At 62.0% G+C, this 17150-nt stretch carries 16 protein-coding genes; 7 read left to right on the forward strand and 9 right to left on the reverse strand.

Annotated elements, in window-relative coordinates; genetic code table 11:
- Positions 1-200 precede the first annotated feature (200 nt).
- The 3 genes from dapE (at position 201) to ACZYR5_RS16520 (ending at position 2623) form a co-directional block, all read left to right on the forward strand.
- On the forward strand, positions 201-1352 hold the full coding sequence (gene dapE / locus ACZYR5_RS16510) for a succinyl-diaminopimelate desuccinylase (RefSeq protein ID WP_489090166.1): 1152 nt from the start codon (positions 201-203) through the stop codon (positions 1350-1352).
- On the forward strand, positions 1352-2161 hold the full coding sequence (locus ACZYR5_RS16515; protein WP_489090167.1) for a putative RNA methyltransferase: 810 nt from the start codon (positions 1352-1354) through the stop codon (positions 2159-2161). The genes dapE and ACZYR5_RS16515 overlap by 1 nt, the downstream gene beginning before the upstream one ends.
- 84 nt (positions 2162-2245) lie before the next feature.
- Positions 2246-2623, forward strand: a complete 378-nt coding sequence (locus ACZYR5_RS16520) for a hypothetical protein (RefSeq protein ID WP_489090168.1) — start codon at positions 2246-2248, stop codon at positions 2621-2623.
- Positions 2624-2720: 97 nt separating this feature from the next.
- Here ACZYR5_RS16520 and ACZYR5_RS16525 read toward each other — a convergent pair whose 3' ends face one another.
- Positions 2721-2930 (reverse strand): cold-shock protein, encoded by a 210-nt coding sequence (locus tag ACZYR5_RS16525; protein WP_027619064.1) that lies wholly within the window; start codon positions 2928-2930, stop codon positions 2721-2723.
- Between the two features lie 373 nt (positions 2931-3303).
- Here ACZYR5_RS16525 and plsB point away from each other — a divergent pair, with 373 nt between their 5' ends.
- Both plsB and ACZYR5_RS16535 read left to right on the forward strand, forming a co-directional pair.
- Positions 3304-5805: a glycerol-3-phosphate 1-O-acyltransferase PlsB gene (gene plsB / locus ACZYR5_RS16530; RefSeq protein WP_489090169.1), complete on the forward strand. Its 2502-nt coding sequence runs from the start codon at positions 3304-3306 to the stop codon at positions 5803-5805.
- 51 nt (positions 5806-5856) lie between these two features.
- Entirely contained in the window at positions 5857-6255 is a 399-nt protein-coding gene (locus ACZYR5_RS16535) for a YbaY family lipoprotein (protein WP_489090170.1), read from the forward strand.
- Positions 6256-6294: 39 nt separating this feature from the next.
- Here ACZYR5_RS16535 and ACZYR5_RS16540 read toward each other — a convergent pair whose 3' ends face one another.
- The 3 genes from ACZYR5_RS16540 to ACZYR5_RS16550 form a co-directional block, all read right to left on the reverse strand.
- Positions 6295-7650: a Fic family protein gene (locus ACZYR5_RS16540; protein WP_489090171.1), complete on the reverse strand. Its 1356-nt coding sequence runs from the start codon at positions 7648-7650 to the stop codon at positions 6295-6297.
- A 99-nt stretch (positions 7651-7749) separates the two neighbouring features.
- The gene (locus ACZYR5_RS16545) at positions 7750-10809 is read right to left on the reverse strand and encodes an efflux RND transporter permease subunit (protein ID WP_489090172.1); all 3060 of its coding nucleotides are present in this window, start codon (positions 10807-10809) and stop codon (positions 7750-7752) included.
- Between the two features lie 6 nt (positions 10810-10815).
- On the reverse strand, positions 10816-11916 hold the full coding sequence (locus ACZYR5_RS16550) for an efflux RND transporter periplasmic adaptor subunit (protein WP_489090173.1): 1101 nt from the start codon (positions 11914-11916) through the stop codon (positions 10816-10818).
- Between the two features lie 94 nt (positions 11917-12010).
- Here ACZYR5_RS16550 and ACZYR5_RS16555 point away from each other — a divergent pair, with 94 nt between their 5' ends.
- Complete coding sequence (locus tag ACZYR5_RS16555) at positions 12011-12652, forward strand: TetR/AcrR family transcriptional regulator (RefSeq protein ID WP_489090174.1); 642 nt, start codon at positions 12011-12013, stop codon at positions 12650-12652.
- Between the two features lie 8 nt (positions 12653-12660).
- Here ACZYR5_RS16555 and ACZYR5_RS16560 read toward each other — a convergent pair whose 3' ends face one another.
- A complete protein-coding gene (locus ACZYR5_RS16560; RefSeq protein WP_489090175.1) occupies positions 12661-13443 on the reverse strand; it encodes a class I SAM-dependent methyltransferase in 783 nt (260 codons plus the stop codon).
- Between the two features lie 94 nt (positions 13444-13537).
- Between ACZYR5_RS16560 and ACZYR5_RS16565 the strand changes: the two genes are divergently transcribed.
- Positions 13538-14161, forward strand: coding sequence for an energy transducer TonB (locus ACZYR5_RS16565; protein WP_489090176.1), 624 nt, complete (start codon positions 13538-13540; stop codon positions 14159-14161).
- 3 nt (positions 14162-14164) lie between these two features.
- Here ACZYR5_RS16565 and ACZYR5_RS16570 read toward each other — a convergent pair whose 3' ends face one another.
- Genes ACZYR5_RS16570 through ACZYR5_RS16585 form a run of 4 tightly spaced genes read right to left on the reverse strand, consistent with a single transcriptional unit; the run spans position 14165 to position 16892 of the window.
- On the reverse strand, positions 14165-14863 hold the full coding sequence (locus tag ACZYR5_RS16570) for an extensin-like domain-containing protein (RefSeq protein ID WP_489090177.1): 699 nt from the start codon (positions 14861-14863) through the stop codon (positions 14165-14167).
- A 16-nt stretch (positions 14864-14879) separates the two neighbouring features.
- Complete coding sequence (locus tag ACZYR5_RS16575; protein WP_489090178.1) at positions 14880-15701, reverse strand: isocitrate lyase/PEP mutase family protein; 822 nt, start codon at positions 15699-15701, stop codon at positions 14880-14882.
- 34 nt (positions 15702-15735) lie between these two features.
- Positions 15736-16596 carry a DUF72 domain-containing protein gene (locus ACZYR5_RS16580; protein WP_489090179.1) on the reverse strand — a complete coding sequence of 287 codons (861 nt, stop codon included), beginning with the start codon at positions 16594-16596 and terminating at the stop codon, positions 15736-15738.
- Positions 16596-16892, reverse strand: a complete 297-nt coding sequence (locus ACZYR5_RS16585; protein ID WP_489090180.1) for a hypothetical protein — start codon at positions 16890-16892, stop codon at positions 16596-16598. The genes ACZYR5_RS16580 and ACZYR5_RS16585 overlap by 1 nt, the downstream gene beginning before the upstream one ends.
- Positions 16893-17150 lie beyond the last annotated feature (258 nt).

Below are 17150 nucleotides of genomic sequence, written 5' to 3' on the forward strand. Positions count from 1 at the left end.
GGCCAATGGTCGCCGTTTTGCTTTAAGATAACCGCCATTTTGCGGGGCTTGGCTTAAGGGTCAGACCCAAAACCTGTGGGAGCTAGCCTGCTCGCGATGCAGGCGATGAGGTTTGTCATATGGACCCTGTCATCGTTCATCGCGAGCAGGCTCGCTCCTACAGCAGTCCGCGCCCATATTCATGATTTCCGGAGTTTTCCATGACGGCCCACGCCGACCTTTCGCCGACCCTTCAACTTGCCATTGACCTGATTCGCCGTCCGTCGGTGACGCCGCTGGATGCCGACTGCCAGAAGCAAATGATGCAGCGTCTGGGCGATGCTGGTTTCATGCTGGAGCCGATGCGCATCGAAGACGTGGACAACTTCTGGGCCACCCATGGCAGCCAGGACGGTCCGGTGCTGTGCTTCGCTGGTCACACTGACGTGGTGCCGACCGGCCCGGTGGCGGCCTGGCAGATCGAGCCGTTCAACGCGCTGATCGACGAACACGGCATGCTCTGCGGCCGCGGCGCCGCCGACATGAAAGGCAGCCTGGCGGCAATGACCGTGGCGGCCGAGCGCTTCGTCGCCGACTACCCCGACCACAAGGGCAAGGTCGCGTTCCTGATCACCAGCGACGAAGAAGGCCCGGCGCACCACGGCACCAAGGCCGTGGTGGAACGCCTGGTGGCCCGCAAGGAGCGCCTGGACTGGTGCATCGTTGGCGAACCGTCGAGCACCAGCCTGGTCGGTGACGTGGTCAAGAACGGTCGTCGCGGCTCCCTCGGCGCCAAGCTGACCATCCGTGGTGTGCAGGGGCACGTGGCCTACCCGCACCTGGCCAAGAACCCGATCCACCTTGCCGCACCGGCCCTGGCCGAGCTGGCCGCCGAACACTGGGACCACGGTAACGACTTCTTCCCGCCGACCAGCTTCCAGATCTCCAACGTCAATTCCGGCACCGGCGCGACCAATGTGATCCCTGGCGAGCTGGTCGCGGTGTTCAACTTCCGCTTCTCCACCGAGTCCACCGTCGAAGGCTTGCAGCAGCGGGTCGCCGACATCCTCGACAAGCATGCCCTGGACTGGCATATCGACTGGGCGCTGTCCGGCCTGCCGTTCCTCACCAAACCTGGCGCGCTGCTGGATGCCGTGGCGTCGAGCATCAAGGACATCACCGGTCGCGACACCCATGCTTCCACCAGTGGCGGCACCTCGGACGGGCGTTTCATCGCCACCATGGGCACCCAGGTGGTCGAGCTCGGCCCGGTCAACGCGACCATTCACCAGGTTAACGAGCGAGTCCTGGCCAGCGACCTCGATGTGCTGACCGAGATCTACTACCAGACCCTGATCAAGTTGCTCGCCTGATGCTTGCCTGCCCTATCTGCAGCGCACCGCTGAGTGCGGTCGACAATGGTGTGGCGTGCCCGGTCGGGCATCGTTTCGACCGTGCCCGCCAGGGTTACCTGAACCTGCTGCCGGTGCAGCACAAGAACAGCCGCGATCCGGGCGATAACCAGGCCATGGTTGAAGCCCGCCGCGATTTTCTCAACGCCGGTCACTACGCGCCGGTCGCCCGGCGTCTCGCCGAACTGGCCGCCGAACAAGCCCCGCAGCGCTGGCTGGACATCGGTTGTGGCGAGGGTTACTACACCGCGCAAATCGCCGACGCCCTGCCCGCTGCCGACGGCTACGCCCTGGACATTTCCCGCGAAGCGGTGAAACGCGCCTGCAAGCGCAACCCGCAACTGACCTGGTTGATCGCCAGCATGGCGCGCATCCCTCTGGCCGATGCCAGCTGCCAGTTCCTCGCCAGCGTGTTCAGCCCACTCGACTGGGACGAAGCCAAGCGCCTGCTCAGCCCTGGCGGCGGCCTGATGAAAGTCGGCCCAACCAGCGGCCACCTGATGGAGCTGCGTGAGCGCCTGTACGACGAAGTGCGCGAGTACACCGATGACAAGCACCTGGCGCTTGTCCCCGAAGGCATGAGCCTGCAACACAGCGAGACCCTGGACTTCAAGCTGACCCTGGTCAGTCCCCAGGATCGTGCCAACCTGCTGGCCATGACCCCGCATGGCTGGCGTGCGAGCGCCGAGCGCCGGGCAGCCGTGATCGAACAGGCAGAGCCGTTCGAGGTCAGTGTGTCGATGCGCTACGATTACTTCGTTCTGCAGTAACCCTTAAACCCTTGGCCTCACGCGATGACGTGAGGCCGGCAAAATCCGCGAATGGATTTTCAGAACCCGCAGTGAGGAACATCCATGCGCCAACCCGATATCGAGATTTACCTGAAGGACGCCGACGTCGACCACAAGGCCATCGCCACCTGGCTCGCCGAAGCCCTCGGCCCTTGCAGCGACTGGGTACAGAAAGGCCAGACCTACAAGTGCACGGCCGGCAACGTGCCCGTGACCTGGCTGCCAAAGGCTGTAGGCAAATGGAACAGCCTGTACCTGGAAAGTGACCAGACGCCGTGGGATGACGACATCGCCTGCGCCCGCGCCGCCTTCGTCGCGCTGAACGTGGAAGTGCGCTGCGCACCGGGCACCTGGGTCGAGGAAGAGGGTGAAGAGTCGGCTGATCGCTGGATTCGGATCAGCGCCGATGGTGAAGAAGAGATCACCTGGAAAACGGCGTAAAAGCTTGAATCTGATGGAGCTTGCTTGCTGGCGATCATGACTGCGCGGTGTACCTGGCACTCCGTCTCGCTGGCAAGCCAGCTCCTACAGGATCGTATTACAGGCCGATTACGTCTTCGGCCTGCAGGCCTTTCTGGCCGTCGACCACCGCATATTCCACCTGCTGGCCTTCGGTCAACGAACGGTGGCCTTCGCCACGGATCGCACGGTAGTGCACGAATACGTCCGCCCCGCCTTCACGCTGGATAAAGCCATAACCCTTGGCGTCGTTGAACCACTTGACGTTGCCGGTCTCGCGCGTTGCCATCAATCAGTACTCCCATTTTTTTATTATTGAATAGGCCTAGGGAACCTGTAGGAGTGAGCTTGCTCGCGAAAAACTTCAGGGCGCCGCGTTTATTCTGTATATCCGCGTTATCGTTGACGTCCTTCGCGAGCAAGCTCGCTCCTACAAAAAAGCCGTAGCCTCGGCCCCTGAACAAACCCGATGAACATTTGCCAGCGCTCGACGGTCTGTCAACAACAGGGTCGATAGTGGCAAACGGCCGGCCGAGTATATGACAGTCTTGAAAACTCTCAACTCAACTTTACTTGCCTGCTTTTTTGCCGATTTTCGACGAATACGGCACACTATCGCCCCCGAGCAATTGCTCGGTTTTTTCCACTAAAGCAGCACGCCTATGACCCGCTCTCCGTTCCGCCGTCTGGTGTTCGGCGCCCTGCGCCGACTGTTGTACCTCTGGGTTCGCTCGGAAACGATCAACCAGTCGTCCTTCACCCTCAACCTCGACCGCAGTCGTCCGGTGTTCTACGTCCTGCAAAGCCCGTCGCTGACCGACCTGGCCGTGCTCGACCGCGAATGCACCAAGGCCGGCTTGCCGCGTCCGGTGTTGCCGGTGTCGGTGGGTAATCTGCTGGAGCCCGCGGCGTTCTTCTACCTGACGCCCGAGCCCGACTGGCTCGGCCGCCAGGACAAGCGCGGCGCACCGCCGACCCTGACGCGACTGGTCAGCGCCCTGAGCCAGAACGCTGCCGAAGATGCGCAGATCATTCCGGTCAGCGTGTTCTGGGGGCAGTCGCCAGACAGCGAGTCGAGCCCGTGGAAACTGCTGTTCGCCGACAGCTGGGCAGTGACCGGGCGCCTGCGTCGACTGCTGAGCATCATGATCCTGGGGCGCAAGACCCGGGTGCAATTCTCGGCGCCGATTCACCTGCGTGAACTGGTCGAGCACAACAAGGGCCACGAGCGCACCGTGCGCATGGCCCAGCGCATCCTGCGGGTGCACTTCCGTAACCTGAAGACGGCGGTGATCGGGCCGGACATTTCCCACCGACGCAACCTGGTCAAGGGCCTGGTCAATCAGCCGCTGGTGCGCCAGGCGATCCTCGACGAAGCCGAGCGCGAGAACATCAGCCCCGAGAAAGCCAAGGCCCAGGCGCTGCGCTACGGCAACGAGATCGCCTCGGACTACACCTACACCGCCATCCGCTTCCTCGAAGTGGTGCTGAGCTGGTTCTGGAACAAGATCTACGACGGAATCAAGGTCAATCACATCGAAGGCGTGCAGAAGGTCGCACCGGGCCATGAGGTGATTTATGTGCCTTGCCATCGCAGCCACATCGACTACCTGCTGTTGTCCTACCTGCTGTTCCGCAACGGCCTGACCCCGCCGCACATCGCTGCCGGGATCAACCTCAACATGCCGCTGATCGGCGGCCTGCTGCGCCGTGGCGGCGCGTTTTTCATGCGCCGCACCTTCAAAGGCAACCCGCTCTACACCTCGGTGTTCAACGAGTACCTGCACACCTTGTTCACCAAGGGCTTCCCGGTGGAGTACTTCGTCGAAGGCGGCCGCTCACGCACCGGGCGCATGCTGCAACCGAAGACCGGGATGCTGGCGATCACCCTGCGCAGCTTCCTGCGTTCCTCGCGCATGCCGATCGTGTTCGTGCCGGTCTATATCGGCTACGAGCGGGTGCTCGAAGGCCGTACCTACCTGGGCGAACTGCGCGGTGCGAGCAAGAAAAAAGAGTCGATCTTCGATATTTTCAAAGTGATCGGCGCGCTCAAGCAGCGCTTTGGCCAGGTCGCCGTGAACTTCGGCGAGCCGATCAAGCTCGCCGAATTCCTCGACAGCGAACAACCGGACTGGCGCTCCCAGGAGCTGGGCCCGCAGTTCCGTCCCACCTGGCTGAACGAAACCACCCATCGCCTCGGCGAACGCGTCGCGCGTCACCTCAACGAAGCGGCGGCGATCAACCCGGTCAACCTGGTTGCCCTGGCGCTGCTCTCCACCAGCCGCCTGGCGCTGGATGATCGAGCCATGGCCCGAGTCCTCGACCTGTACCTGGCGCTGTTGCGCCGCGTGCCCTACTCACCGCACACCACTTTGCCCGAAGGTGATGGCCGCGCGCTGATCGAGCACGTCAAGGACATGGACCTGCTGTCCGAGCAGAGCGATGCGCTGGGCAAGATTCTCTATCTGGACGAGCAGAACGCCGTCCTGATGACCTACTACCGCAACAACGTCCTGCACATCTTCGCTTTGCCGGCGCTGTTGGCGAGCTTCTTCCAGAGCGCCTCGCGGATGAGCCGCGAACAGATCCTGCGCTACACCCGCGCGCTCTATCCGTACCTGCAAGCGGAGTTGTTCATCCGCTGGTCGCTGGACGAACTGGACGCGGTGATCGATCAGTGGCTCGAAGCCTTTGTCGAGCAGGGCCTGCTGCGTTTCGAGAACAACGTCTACCTGCGCCCGGCGCCAAGCTCCCGGCATTTCGTGCTGCTGACCCTGCTGTCCAAGAGCATCGCCCAGACCCTGCAGCGTTTCTACATGGCCATCTCGCTTCTGCTCAACAGCGGCCAGAACACCCTCAGCGCCGAAGAACTGGAAGACCTGTGCACAGTCATGGCCCAGCGCCTGTCGATCCTGCACGGCCTGAACGCCCCGGAGTTTTTCGACAAGAGCCTGTTCCGACACTTTATCCAGACCCTGCTCGACCTCGATGTGTTGCGCCGCGATGAAGCCGGCAAACTCAGCCATCACGAGTTGCTCGGCGAGTTGGCCGAAGGCGCGGCGAAGCGCGTATTGCCGGCGGAAATTCGCCTGTCGATCCGCCAGGTGGCCCTGCACCGCAGCGAAGATGCGGCGGATCAACCCGCGCCTGCGCCAACTGCCTGATTTGTTCAAGGCGCCAGTCTGCTTCTGGCGCCGCCGATACGGAGTACTCCGATGAAAAAACTCACCCTGCTCGCCGCCGCGACCCTGCTCAGCGCCTGCCAGTCGACCTCCCCCACCGGTAAAGCCAGCCTCGACGGCGAGGTGTTTTACCTGCAGCGCATCGCCCTGCCGCCGACTGCGACCCTGAGTGTCAGCCTGCAGGACGTATCGCTGGCCGATGCGCCGGCACAGGTGATTGACGAACAGAAAGGCCAGGTCCAGGGACAGGTCCCGCTGAAGTTCCACTTGAGCTATGACCCGCAGCAAGTGCAGCCCGGACACCGTTACTCGGTGAGTGCGCGGATCGAGAACGAAGGTAAGTTGCTGTTCATCACCAGCGAACATCACGCCGTGCAATTGGACGGCAGCGACCCGCAGCCAATGAAAGTCCGCGTCGACGCTGTTCGTTAAGTATCAACGGTCGGATGAGAGGAGCCCGCTGGCGGGCTCCTACTTCCAGTCAGCCTGGATATTCGCGGCATCCCGCAGGAAGAACACCCACTCGCGCCCCATCTTTTTCTTCTCGAACACCTTGAGTGCCACCAGACCATTGAGAGTGCTCGCCGCAGTGTTGTAGGAGCAATCGAGGTTTTCCTTGACGTTGACCGCGGTGAACTCCTTGGCCATGCCACTCTTGGCGACCTGCACCAGCGTGCGCTGCTTATCGCTCAATTGTTTGAACAGGCCGGATTCTTCCAACCAATGGTTGAAGCCCTTGGCGTATTCCAGGCTGTTGCGGAAAGCCGCCGTAAACTCGGTGACGGCTCGCAAAATGACCGAGCACTGGTAATCGATGAAATAGGTCAGGTCGAGGCCGTCGCTCTCGCTGTACAGGTAGGACCGGCCATATTTCACCGGCGCATTGCGCAGCAGAATACTGATGGCAATGTAGCGAAACGCCGAAAAATCATGCTTGAACATCAGCCAGTAGAACAACGCCCGGGCCACCCGGCCGTTGCCGTCACGAAACGGATGCTCGTAGCCAATCGCGAAATGCAGGGCGATGGCCCTGATCAGCGGGTGCACATAATCACCCTGCAGCAGATCGTTTTGCGCCTGATTGATCCAGTTGCTCAGACGCTCCAGCCGCGCGCCGAGGCCGGACGCCGGTGGCGGCGTATGCACGGTATTACCTTGCGCATCCTGCACCACGACCTGATCGTTGCTGCGGAACTGGCCAGGTGAGTATTGCCCGTCATCGATACCCTCCACGCCGACACCATGCAGTTGCCGAATAAGATCGAGGCTCAATGGCTCATCGCGCTTTTCCCAGGCCAATAGCATCATTTTGTAGTTGCCGATGACCATCCGCTCATCCGGCGAGCGTGGCAGGCGATTGCGCTTGAGCATGTCCTTGGCCACCTGCGTGGTGGTCGCCGCCCCCTCCAACTGGCTGCTGCTGATGGCTTCGTCTTCGATCAAGTCATTGAGCAGGTAACTGAAATGCGCCGTCTCGCCGATATGATGGGTCATGTACTCCAGCGCCGCAGTGGTGGCCTGGCGATCGACCACCGACAGGGTTTTCTGCGCCAACGGCGTGAGCACGTACTGCCCCCAGCACGTCGGTTCTCCAACAGGTAATAGGCGTACGTACTGCGCGGCGCGGGCCTTTTTCACCAAGGCCCAGCACAAGGTTGCATCCAGGCCAGGGGCCCAGCGGTAACGCAGATCATCGAACGGCAAATATCGCCCCTGCTCATCCAGCGGCTTGAGCAAGGCCAGGTACTCGGCAAGCTTTTCCTTGTGAGGAGAAAGCGCGAGTCTTTCCAGCACATGGGGATCGATGGTGGGAGGGCTTTTGATCATCGCTGTCTCAAAATCAGCTAAAACTGAGACAGCAGTACAGCATATGAGGCTCCTTGTCTCAATATTCGCCAATATTGAGACAAGGATTTCTGACTGGCCCTATTCCTTCCTGATCCTGAACCATGCCGCATACAGCGCCGGCAGGAACAGCAGGGTCAGCGCCGTGGCGACAATCAGCCCGCCCATGATCGCTACCGCCATCGGCCCGAAGAATACGCTGCGCGACAGCGGAATCATCGCCAGCACCGCGGCCAGTGCGGTCAGCACGATGGGGCGGAAGCGCCGTACGGTGGCTTCGATGATCGCCTGCCAGGGTTTCAGGCCGGCGCGGATGTCCTGTTCGATCTGGTCCACCAGGATCACCGAGTTGCGCATGATCATCCCCGACAGCGCAATGGTGCCGAGCATGGCCACGAAGCCGAACGGCTGGCGGAACACCATCAGGAACAGCGTCACGCCAATCAGCCCCAACGGCGCGGTGAGGAACACCATGGCCGTGCGCGAGAAGCTGCGCAGTTGCACCATCAGCAAGGTCAGGACGACCACGATGAACAACGGCACGCCGGCTTTCACCGAGTCCTGGCCACGGGTCGAGTCCTCCACGGTGCCGCCGACATCCAGCAAGTAACCGTCAGGCAACTCGGCGCGAATCGGCTCCAGGGTCGGCAGGATCTGCTTGACCAGGGTCGCCGGTTGTTCCTTGCCATAGATGTCGGCGCGCACCGTCACGTTGGGCAGGCGGTTACGGTGCCAGATGATGCCCTCCTCGAAGCCGTACTCCAGGGTGGCCACCTGGGACAGCGCCACACTCCTGCCGTTATCGGTGGGCACTGCCAGGCTCGACAACCGCGACAACTCGCTGCGCTCGTGCACCGTGCCGCGCAGCAGGATTTCGATCAATTCATTGTCTTCGCGATACTGGCTGACGCTGGAGCCGGTCAGCGAGCTTTGCAAAAACTTCGACAGGTTGGCGGTGCTCACCCCCAGCGCTCGCGCGCGGTCCTGATCGATGTTCAGGTAGACCACCTTGCTCGGTTCTTCCCAGTCCAGGTGCACATTGACCACATGCGGGTTCTCGCGGACCTTGGCCGCCACCTTGCGCGCCAGCGCGCGGACCTCCTCAATGTGCTCGCCGGTGACCCGGAACTGCACCGGATAGCCCACGGGCGGCCCGTTCTCCAGGCGCGTAACCCGCGAACGCAAGCTCGGGAACTGTTCGTTGAGGGTCTCGATCAGCCAGGTGCGCAGGCTTTCGCGTTCTTCGATGGTATTGGCCAACACCACGAACTGGGCAAAGCTGGCCGCCGGTAACTGCTGGTCCAGCGGCAGGTAGAAGCGTGGCGAACCGGTGCCGACGTAGGCCACATAGTTTTCAATGCCGGCGCGCTCCTTGAGCATCGCCTCCAGGCGCTTGACCTCATCCGTGGTGTTGCTCAGCGAAGCGCCCTCCGCCAGTTTCAGGTCGACCATCAACTCCAGGCGCCCCGAGGCCGGGAAGAATTGCTGCGGCACGAAGCGGAACAACACCACCGAGGCCACGAACAGCATGAGGGTCAGGGTGATCACCGTTTTACGCCGTCGCACGCACCATTCCACCAGACGGCGCACCCGCTGATAAAACGGCGTGGCGTAAGGGTCCGGTTGATCGGCGCCATGCTTGGCGGCGTGGATTTTCGCCAGGTCCGGCAGCAGTTTCTCACCCAGGTACGGCACGAACAACACCGCCGCCACCCACGAGGCCAGCAGGGCGATGGTCACCACCTGGAAAATCGAACGGGTGTACTCGCCGGTACCCGATTGCGCGGTGGCGATCGGCAGGAAGCCGGCGGCGGTGATCAGGGTCCCGGTGAGCATCGGAAACGCGGTGCTGGTCCAGGCATAGCTGGCCGCCTTGATCCGGTCAAAGCCCTGCTCCATCTTGATCGCCATCATTTCCACGGCAATGATCGCGTCGTCCACCAGCAACCCCAGCGCCAGCACCAAGGCACCGAGGGAAATCTTATGCAGGCCGATGCCCAGGTAATACATGCAGGCGAAGGTCATCGCCAGCACCAGCGGAATCGATAGCGCGACCACCATGCCGGTGCGCACGCCCAAGGAGAAAAAGCTCACCAGCAGGACGATCGCCAGTGCCTCGACCAACACCCGGACAAACTCGCCCACACCGGTTTTCACCGCCGCCGGCTGATCCGAGACCTTGCGCAGTTGCATGCCGGCCGGCAGGTTGTTCTGGATGCGCTCGAACTCCGCCTCCAGCGCCTTGCCGAGCACCAGAATGTCGCCACCGTCCTTCATCGCCACGGCCAGGCCAATCGCGTCCTCGCCCATGAAACGCATGCGCGGTGCCGGTGGATCGTTGAAGCCGCGGCGCACGTCGGCGACGTCGCCAATACGGAAGGTGCGATCGCCTACCCGAATCGGGAACTGCTGGATCTGTTCGACCGACTGGAAATTGCCCGAGACCCGCAACTGCAGGCGCTCGCTGCCCGTCTCGAAGAAGCCGGCGTTGGACAACGCGTTCTGTTCCTCCAGGGCCTGCTGCACCGCCGCCACCGGCAGTCCGAGGGTCGCCAGCTTGAGGTTGGACAACTCGATCCAGATCTTCTCGTCCTGCACCCCGAGCAGTTCGACCTTGCCGATATCCTTGACCCGTTGCAGCTGGATCTGGATGCGATCGGCGTAATCCTTGAGCACTGCGTAATCGAATCCTTCACCGGTCAGCGCATAAATGTTGCCGAAGGTGGTGCCAAACTCATCGTTGAAAAACGGCCCCTGGATGCCCGGCGGCAGGGTCTGGCGGATGTCGCTGACTTTCTTGCGCACCTGGTACCACAGCTCGGGAATTTCCACCGAGTGCATCGAGTCGCGGGCAATGAAGGTGACCTGGGATTCACCCGGACGGGAGAACGAAACAATGCGCTCGTACTCGCCGGTCTCCATGAGTTTCTTTTCAATGCGCTCGGTGACCTGTCGCGAGACTTCCTGAGCGGTCGCGCCTGGCCAATTGGTCTTGATCACCATGGCCTTGAAGGTGAAGGGCGGGTCTTCGCTCTGGCCCAATTTGGTGTAGGAAAGCGTGCCGACAACCGCCAGCAGAATCATCAGGAACAGTACGATCTGGCGATTACGCAGCGCCCAGGCGGAAAGATTGAAACCCATCGGGGATTACTCCTTGGCCGTCACATTGACCGCGCGGTTCGAGCGATCCACCGGACGCACTTTCTGGCCGTCGAGCAGCACATGCACGCCCGCCGCCACCACCCAGTCATTGGCGCTCAAGCCTTCGAGCACCGGCACGGTTTTCTCGCCGAAGGCACCGACCCGCACCGGGGCTTTTTTCAGGGTGTTATCCGGGCCGACGACCCACACGTAGGTCGCGCCGTTCTCGGCGGTCAGCGCCGAGAGCGGTACCGACAGCGCCAGCGCCTGGGCATTTTCGATGAACACCCGGGCGCTCTGGCCGAGTTCCGCCGCTACCTTGCCGGCAGTGAAGGCAATGCGTGCGGCAAAGGTCCGTGATTTTGGATCGGCCGCCGGCGACAACTCGCGAATGGTCCCCGCCAGGCGTTGATCGGGCTGGGTCCAGAGCTCCACAGAGACTGGCTGGCCCACCTTGAAGCGGCCGAAGTTCTGCTCCGGCAGACTGATCAGCACCTCACGCTCACCGTCGGCGGCCAGGGTAAACACCGTTTGCCCGGCGGCCACCACTTGCCCGACTTCTGCCGCACGCTTGGCGACCACCCCGTCCTGAGGCGCGCGCAGGATCGCGTAGCTGGCCTGGTTGTTGGCCACGTCGAACTCCGCCTTGATCTGCTTGAGGCGTGCTTCACCGGATCGATAGAGATTTTCCGCATTGTCGTACTGCGAACGGCTGACCATCTGACGTTCCATCAGGGTCTTGTAGCGATCGCGTTCGGCGCGCACCAGATTCAGGTTGGCGGTGGCTGCTGTGACCTGGGCGCGGGTCGCGTCCAATTGCAGGCGTACATCTTCGGGGTCGAGTTCGGCCAATGGTTGATTGGCCTTGACCCGCTCACCCTCATCGACCAGCCGTCGGCTGACTTTGCCGCCAATGCGAAACGCCAGGTCGGGCTCGAAACGTGCGCGAACTTCACCGGGGTAGCTCTCCAGCGACTGCGCCGAGGGCTCTGGTTGAACCACCATGGCCGGGCGCACGGTGGCTTGCACCGCCTCATCCTGACCACATGCCGTTAACAGAAATGCCAGGCTGACTGGCAACGCGAGGGGCAAGGCATAGCGGAACATGGTGAACGACCTTTCGCTAATGGTGCTTGGAATATTTATACTGGCCAGTATGTTATTAATAGCAAACTCACCAGTCCAGTATTAAAAGCGAAAAATGTCCGACAATCTTTCTTCACAAAACGGCCCTGGCCGCCCCAAAGATCTCGCAAAACGCGAGGCAATCCTTGAAGCGGCAAAGCGCCTGTTTCTGAGTAATGGTTACGCGAACACCAGCATGGACGCGGTGGCGGCTGAGGCCGGCGTATCGAAGCTGACGGTCTACAGTCATTTCAATGACAAGGAGACGCTGTTTTCCGCGGCCGTCATGGCCAAATGCGAAGAACAATTGCCTACCTTGTTCTTCGAATTGCCTGACGGCATGTCGGTGGAAAATGTATTACTGAACATTGCCAGGGGCTTTCATCACCTGATCAACAGCGATGAATCAGTCAACCTGCATCGCCTGATCATGGCCCTCGGCAGCCAGGACCCCAAGCTCTCGCAGATCTTCTTCGAGGCCGGTCCCGAGCGAATGTTGCAGGGCATGGAGCGCTTGCTGGGCAAGATCGATCAGTTGGGTGCCTTGCGCATCGACAAGCCACGCAACGCCGCCGAGCACTTTTTCTGCCTGCTCAAGGGCGCCGGGAATTTTCGCTTGCTCTACGGATGCGGCGAGCCTCTGACCGGCGAGGCGGCCGAGGCGCATGTGCGGGAAGTGGTGGAATTGTTCATGCGGGCATTTGCCCGCAGGGATTAGCCGCAAGCTCAGGGCTTCAGGGCTTTTTTGGGATAAATATCGTAGCGGCTGGACTTGCCATCTAGCGCGTGGCTCGGCTTCGGCCCTTCGATGCACGGTGCCTTGCGCGGACGCTTGACCACCACGCGGTGCGTGGCCAGCGCCAGGGCGGCGGCGAGCAGAGCCGGGGCGTCCGGATCGTCGCCGACCAGCGGCCGGAACAGGCGCATTTCCTTCTTCACCAGCGCGGTTTTCTCGCGGTGCGGGAACATCGGGTCGAGGTAGATCACCTGCGGCGGTTCACCTTCCCAGTTGCGCATCAGCTCGATCGAATTGCCCTTGAGCAACTGCATCCGCGCAACAATCGGCGCCACCTCGAAGTCTTCAGCAGCGCGGGCCAGACCGTCTTCGAGCAGCGCGCCGATCAGCGGCTGGCGTTCGATCAGGCTCATTTCGCAGCCCAGGCTGGCGAGCACGAAGCCGTCTTTACCCAGGCCCGCCGTGGCATCCAGCACTCGAGGCCGCACGCCTTGGGCGACCCCCACCGCCTTGGCAATCATCTGCCCACTGCCGCCGCCGTACAGCCGGCGATGGGCTGCACCGCCCTCGACGAAATCGACCCGTACCGGGCCCGGCGCGTCCGGCCCCAACTGCTGCAACTGCAAGCCTTGCTCGCCCACCTGCAAGGCGAACTCGGCATCGTCCAGTTGCAACGGCAGATCGAGGCGCTCGGCCCACTGCTCGGCCTGGGTGCGGTAGGCATCGGCCAGGGCCTGGACGATGATGCGGCTGGCCGCGGGTTGCTCGTTCATCAGAAATCACACTCGAAAAAATCAAGGATCGGCAAAAACGGCCGATAACCAAACTATCGAGCATTTTGCCAGAGCTGAGCGTCGACCGAGAACCATGTCAGACCTTCAACGCGTCCCCGCAGGCTTTATTACGCCCTATCGCGAATACAGCCGTCACAACACCCAGACACTGAGCGGCGTCAGCAGCCACCTGTGGCAAGATTTCTTTGCCCGGGCGCTGGCCGATCAGTTGGGTGACGGGGCTCCGCCGCCAGGCACCTTGCAGCCGGTGGTGGTCGATGGTCCGGACGAACCTGCAGGTGGCTCCGAGCTGCTGGCAGAGATCGTCACCCAGCGCGCCTGCGAAATCGTCGACACCGAGGTCCGCCCGCCGGAGCCACTGTTCCTGCCGATTGCCGAATTCGAGATGGAACTGGCCGACAAGCCTGCACCCGCCTTCGCCGCTGAAGAACTGGTAGCCCAGCAGGCGCAACAGGATTTCGACAGCGAATGGCTGCGTCCGCTGGTCCTCACTGCCGGTCAACCGCTACCGACGCCAGGCCCGGCGCCGCAACCGCGCTCGTTGTTCCTGCCGATTGCCGAATTCGAGCTGGACCTGCTGGACCCACCTGCCCCGCCGTATCCGCCGCAAGAGCTGGTGGAGCAACAGCAAGACCTGGACTACGACCTGCACTGGGCGCGTCCGATCGTTCTGCAGAACCTGCGCATCGCCGCCTGAGCCTCAACGACAGACCCACCAACGTCCCACGTCCAGATGAAAATGGTTGCGATGCGCCGCGTTGTAGTCCGGGCTCAACACCACATTGAACATCGCGCAAGCATCGTCGCGGACCTGACGCAGAAAGCGCGCGTCATCGTTATCTTTCGGCCAATCGCGCAACACATTGATGCTACGACCATCGGCCAGGCGAAAGCCGGCGATATCCAGGGCACTGGCGCTCGCGTGCTGACTGCGTGCGGCTTTTTCCCGGCCATAGATATTGCGACAGGCAAAACTGCCCAGATGATCGACCCGTGTCACCGCCTGGCCATAGACCTGCTGCGCCGCCGGTTGCAGGGCATGCCGATCGAACAGGGCAAAGGCCACGGCCAGCGGGCAACTGGCGAGGAAGCTGCTGCTCAGGCCGACGTCGGCGCCCTGCACTCGCACCACATTGGTCAATGGACAGGCAACGTTCGCCGGACTGTCGGCCTGGCGACTGACTTTCAACCCGGAGCCGGCGAGCACCTGATCGCAGAGCGCCGGGTCGTCGCGCAACTGGGCGAGCTTGAAGCGAGTCAGCAGGTTCGGCGCCATGCGCACGTCCAGCGGCGCCCAGGGGTTCCAGGCAGAGGATAGCGGCAGCCAGCCACGCCAGACGCTGAACAACAGCGTGGCGAAAAGCACCAACAGCAGCGCCAGCACTTTCAGCACCCGCATGAAGACGTCCTACCCATCAGCCCTTGAACAGTTGATTGGCCTGGGCAAACGGCATCGAGCGCTCGGTGAAGCCGAAAGTGCCGTGATCGCGGATTTCCTGCGCGGCACGGAAGAACTCGCCATAGGCCGCCAGGGCCATCGCCGAACCGACACTGATGCGCTTGACGCCCATCTCACCGAGTTGCGCCACCGTGAGTTTGAGCCCGCCCGACATCAACACGTTGACCGGTTTCGGCGCCACGGCGCGCACCACCGCCAGCACCTCCTCAGCCGTGCGTAGGCCCGGGGCATACAACACATCGGCGCCGGCTTCGGCAAATGCCTGCAGGCGGCGAATGGTGTCGGCCAGGTCTGGCTTGCCGTGCAGGTAGTTTTCGGCGCGGGCGGTCAGGGTGAACGGGAATGGCAGGCTGCGCGCCGCCACGACTGCCGCTTCAATCCGTGCCACGGCGTGTTCGAAGCAATAGATCGGGCCCTCTTCGCGGCCGGTGGCATCTTCGATCGAGCCACCGACGGCCCCGGCCCCAGCGGCGGCCAGCAGACTGGCGGCGGATTGTTTCGGGTCGTCGGCAAAACCGTTTTCCAGGTCCACGGCGACGGGCAAATCACTGGCCGCGACAATGGCCCGGACGTTAGCCAGGGTATCGTCGAGTTTCAGCGCACCATCGGCGCGAGCCATGGAAAACGCACAGCCGGCGCTGGTGGTGGCCAGCGCCTGGTACCCCAGGCTGGCGAGCATTTTCGCCGAGCCGGCATCCCACGGATTGGGAATCACGAACACCCCGGCATCTTCGTGCAAGGCTTGGAACGCGAGGGCTTTGCGGGTTTGCGCATCCATAGATGGGCTCCTTGGCGATGGGCGTGAGCCGTCGTCAGAGCAATCCGAGCTGCACGGCGGCGGGCTCTCTGTATAGCTCAGGCAGCGCCGGCAAGCCAGGCAATCGCAGCATCAGGCGCTGATGAAAGCGTTGCGCCAAGGCCGCTGCCAGGCGGTTATCCGCGGTGTGCAGGAAGATGTAGGGGGTACGACCTTCTTCAATCCACAGGGCGATTTTCTCAACCCAGGGCGTGAGAAAGGCTTCGTTGGCCTCAAGCTCGGGATGGCCAATAAAACGCACCTGGGGAAATTGGGTAAAGGCCGCCGGCCGGGTCGGCACATTGGGCTTTTTATCCTGTGCGTGCAGGATCGCGGCCTCGTTCGAGGTGCAACTGAACAGCGCCCGCGGATCGAGGCAGATGCGCTCGACGCCACGGTCGCGCAACAGCCGGTTGAGCATGCGTTCGGCATCGCCCTTGGCGAAGAAGTCCCGATGCCGTACCTCGACCGCCAGCGGGCACTGCAGGCCGTCGATAAACCCGGCAAGTTCGCCCAGGCGTTGCGGGGTAAAGGCCTTGGACAGTTGCAACCAGAACGGCGCGACTCTGCCACCCAAAGGGCTGAGCAACTGCACGAAGGTCTCGGCCGCGGTCAGGTGCTCGCGCAGGTCGCCGCCGTGGCTGATATCGCCGGGAAACTTGGCAGTGAAGCGAAAGTGCTCGGGCATGCTCTGCGCCCAACGCTCCACGGTCGCCGGGGCGGGACGGGCATAGAAGGTGGTGTTGCCTTCCACCGCGTTGAACACCTGGCAATACAGTTCGAGGTATTGGTTGGCGCGCGCGTCTTGCGGGTACAGGTACTCGCGCCAGGCGTTTTCGCTCCAGGACGGACAACCGAGGAAATAAGGCAGTGACATCAGATGTACAGGTCGAGCCCCAGCACTTCCATATCCCAATCGACGAAAGCGGCGGTACTCAGGTAACTGGCCAGCGCCAGGGACACGTTGCGATTCATCGCACGGTGATAGAGCAGGTCTTGCTGACGGGCCGGCAGGTTGCTGGTGCGTTGCTCGGCACGCGCGGCCAGTTGCTCTTCGGAAGGGATCTGCGGCTCGCCATCTTCGTCGATGACAGACTCGTCCACCGTCACCGAGCCTTTGCGAGGCTTGCGTGAAATGGGGTACGACTGCGAGGAAAATCCGTCTATGCGCATGAGAGCGTGCCTGTCATCAATGATGGCAATTTAGCGGCACTTGTTGATGTGCGCAAACAACCAAGTGATAACTAGAACACATAAAAGGCAAAAGGTTTAAAAGGCTGAGGGAAAACAGACGATTGGCGGGCTTATCGGCCACCGATCACCATTTGATCGACCACAAAACCCTGTAGGAGCAAGCTTGCTCGCGAAGAACCTGACGGCGACGCGCACATTCAGGATGCCCGAGTCATCGTTGACGTTCTTCGCGAGCAA

Source organism: Pseudomonas sp. F007 (assembly GCF_057814275.1).

Coding starts and splice junctions, on each gene's coding strand:
- dapE (WP_489090166.1), top strand. CDS start 201: ATGACGGCCCACGCCGACCTTTCGCCGACCCTTCAACTTGCCATTGAC.
- ACZYR5_RS16515 (WP_489090167.1), top strand. CDS start 1,352: ATGCTTGCCTGCCCTATCTGCAGCGCACCGCTGAGTGCGGTCGACAAT.
- ACZYR5_RS16520 (WP_489090168.1), top strand. CDS start 2,246: ATGCGCCAACCCGATATCGAGATTTACCTGAAGGACGCCGACGTCGAC.
- ACZYR5_RS16525 (WP_027619064.1), bottom strand. CDS start 2,930: ATGGCAACGCGCGAGACCGGCAACGTCAAGTGGTTCAACGACGCCAAG.
- plsB (WP_489090169.1), top strand. CDS start 3,304: ATGACCCGCTCTCCGTTCCGCCGTCTGGTGTTCGGCGCCCTGCGCCGA.
- ACZYR5_RS16535 (WP_489090170.1), top strand. CDS start 5,857: ATGAAAAAACTCACCCTGCTCGCCGCCGCGACCCTGCTCAGCGCCTGC.
- ACZYR5_RS16540 (WP_489090171.1), bottom strand. CDS start 7,650: ATGATCAAAAGCCCTCCCACCATCGATCCCCATGTGCTGGAAAGACTC.
- ACZYR5_RS16545 (WP_489090172.1), bottom strand. CDS start 10,809: ATGGGTTTCAATCTTTCCGCCTGGGCGCTGCGTAATCGCCAGATCGTA.
- ACZYR5_RS16550 (WP_489090173.1), bottom strand. CDS start 11,916: ATGTTCCGCTATGCCTTGCCCCTCGCGTTGCCAGTCAGCCTGGCATTT.
- ACZYR5_RS16555 (WP_489090174.1), top strand. CDS start 12,011: ATGTCCGACAATCTTTCTTCACAAAACGGCCCTGGCCGCCCCAAAGAT.
- ACZYR5_RS16560 (WP_489090175.1), bottom strand. CDS start 13,443: ATGAACGAGCAACCCGCGGCCAGCCGCATCATCGTCCAGGCCCTGGCC.
- ACZYR5_RS16565 (WP_489090176.1), top strand. CDS start 13,538: ATGTCAGACCTTCAACGCGTCCCCGCAGGCTTTATTACGCCCTATCGC.
- ACZYR5_RS16570 (WP_489090177.1), bottom strand. CDS start 14,863: ATGCGGGTGCTGAAAGTGCTGGCGCTGCTGTTGGTGCTTTTCGCCACG.
- ACZYR5_RS16575 (WP_489090178.1), bottom strand. CDS start 15,701: ATGGATGCGCAAACCCGCAAAGCCCTCGCGTTCCAAGCCTTGCACGAA.
- ACZYR5_RS16580 (WP_489090179.1), bottom strand. CDS start 16,596: ATGTCACTGCCTTATTTCCTCGGTTGTCCGTCCTGGAGCGAAAACGCC.
- ACZYR5_RS16585 (WP_489090180.1), bottom strand. CDS start 16,892: ATGCGCATAGACGGATTTTCCTCGCAGTCGTACCCCATTTCACGCAAG.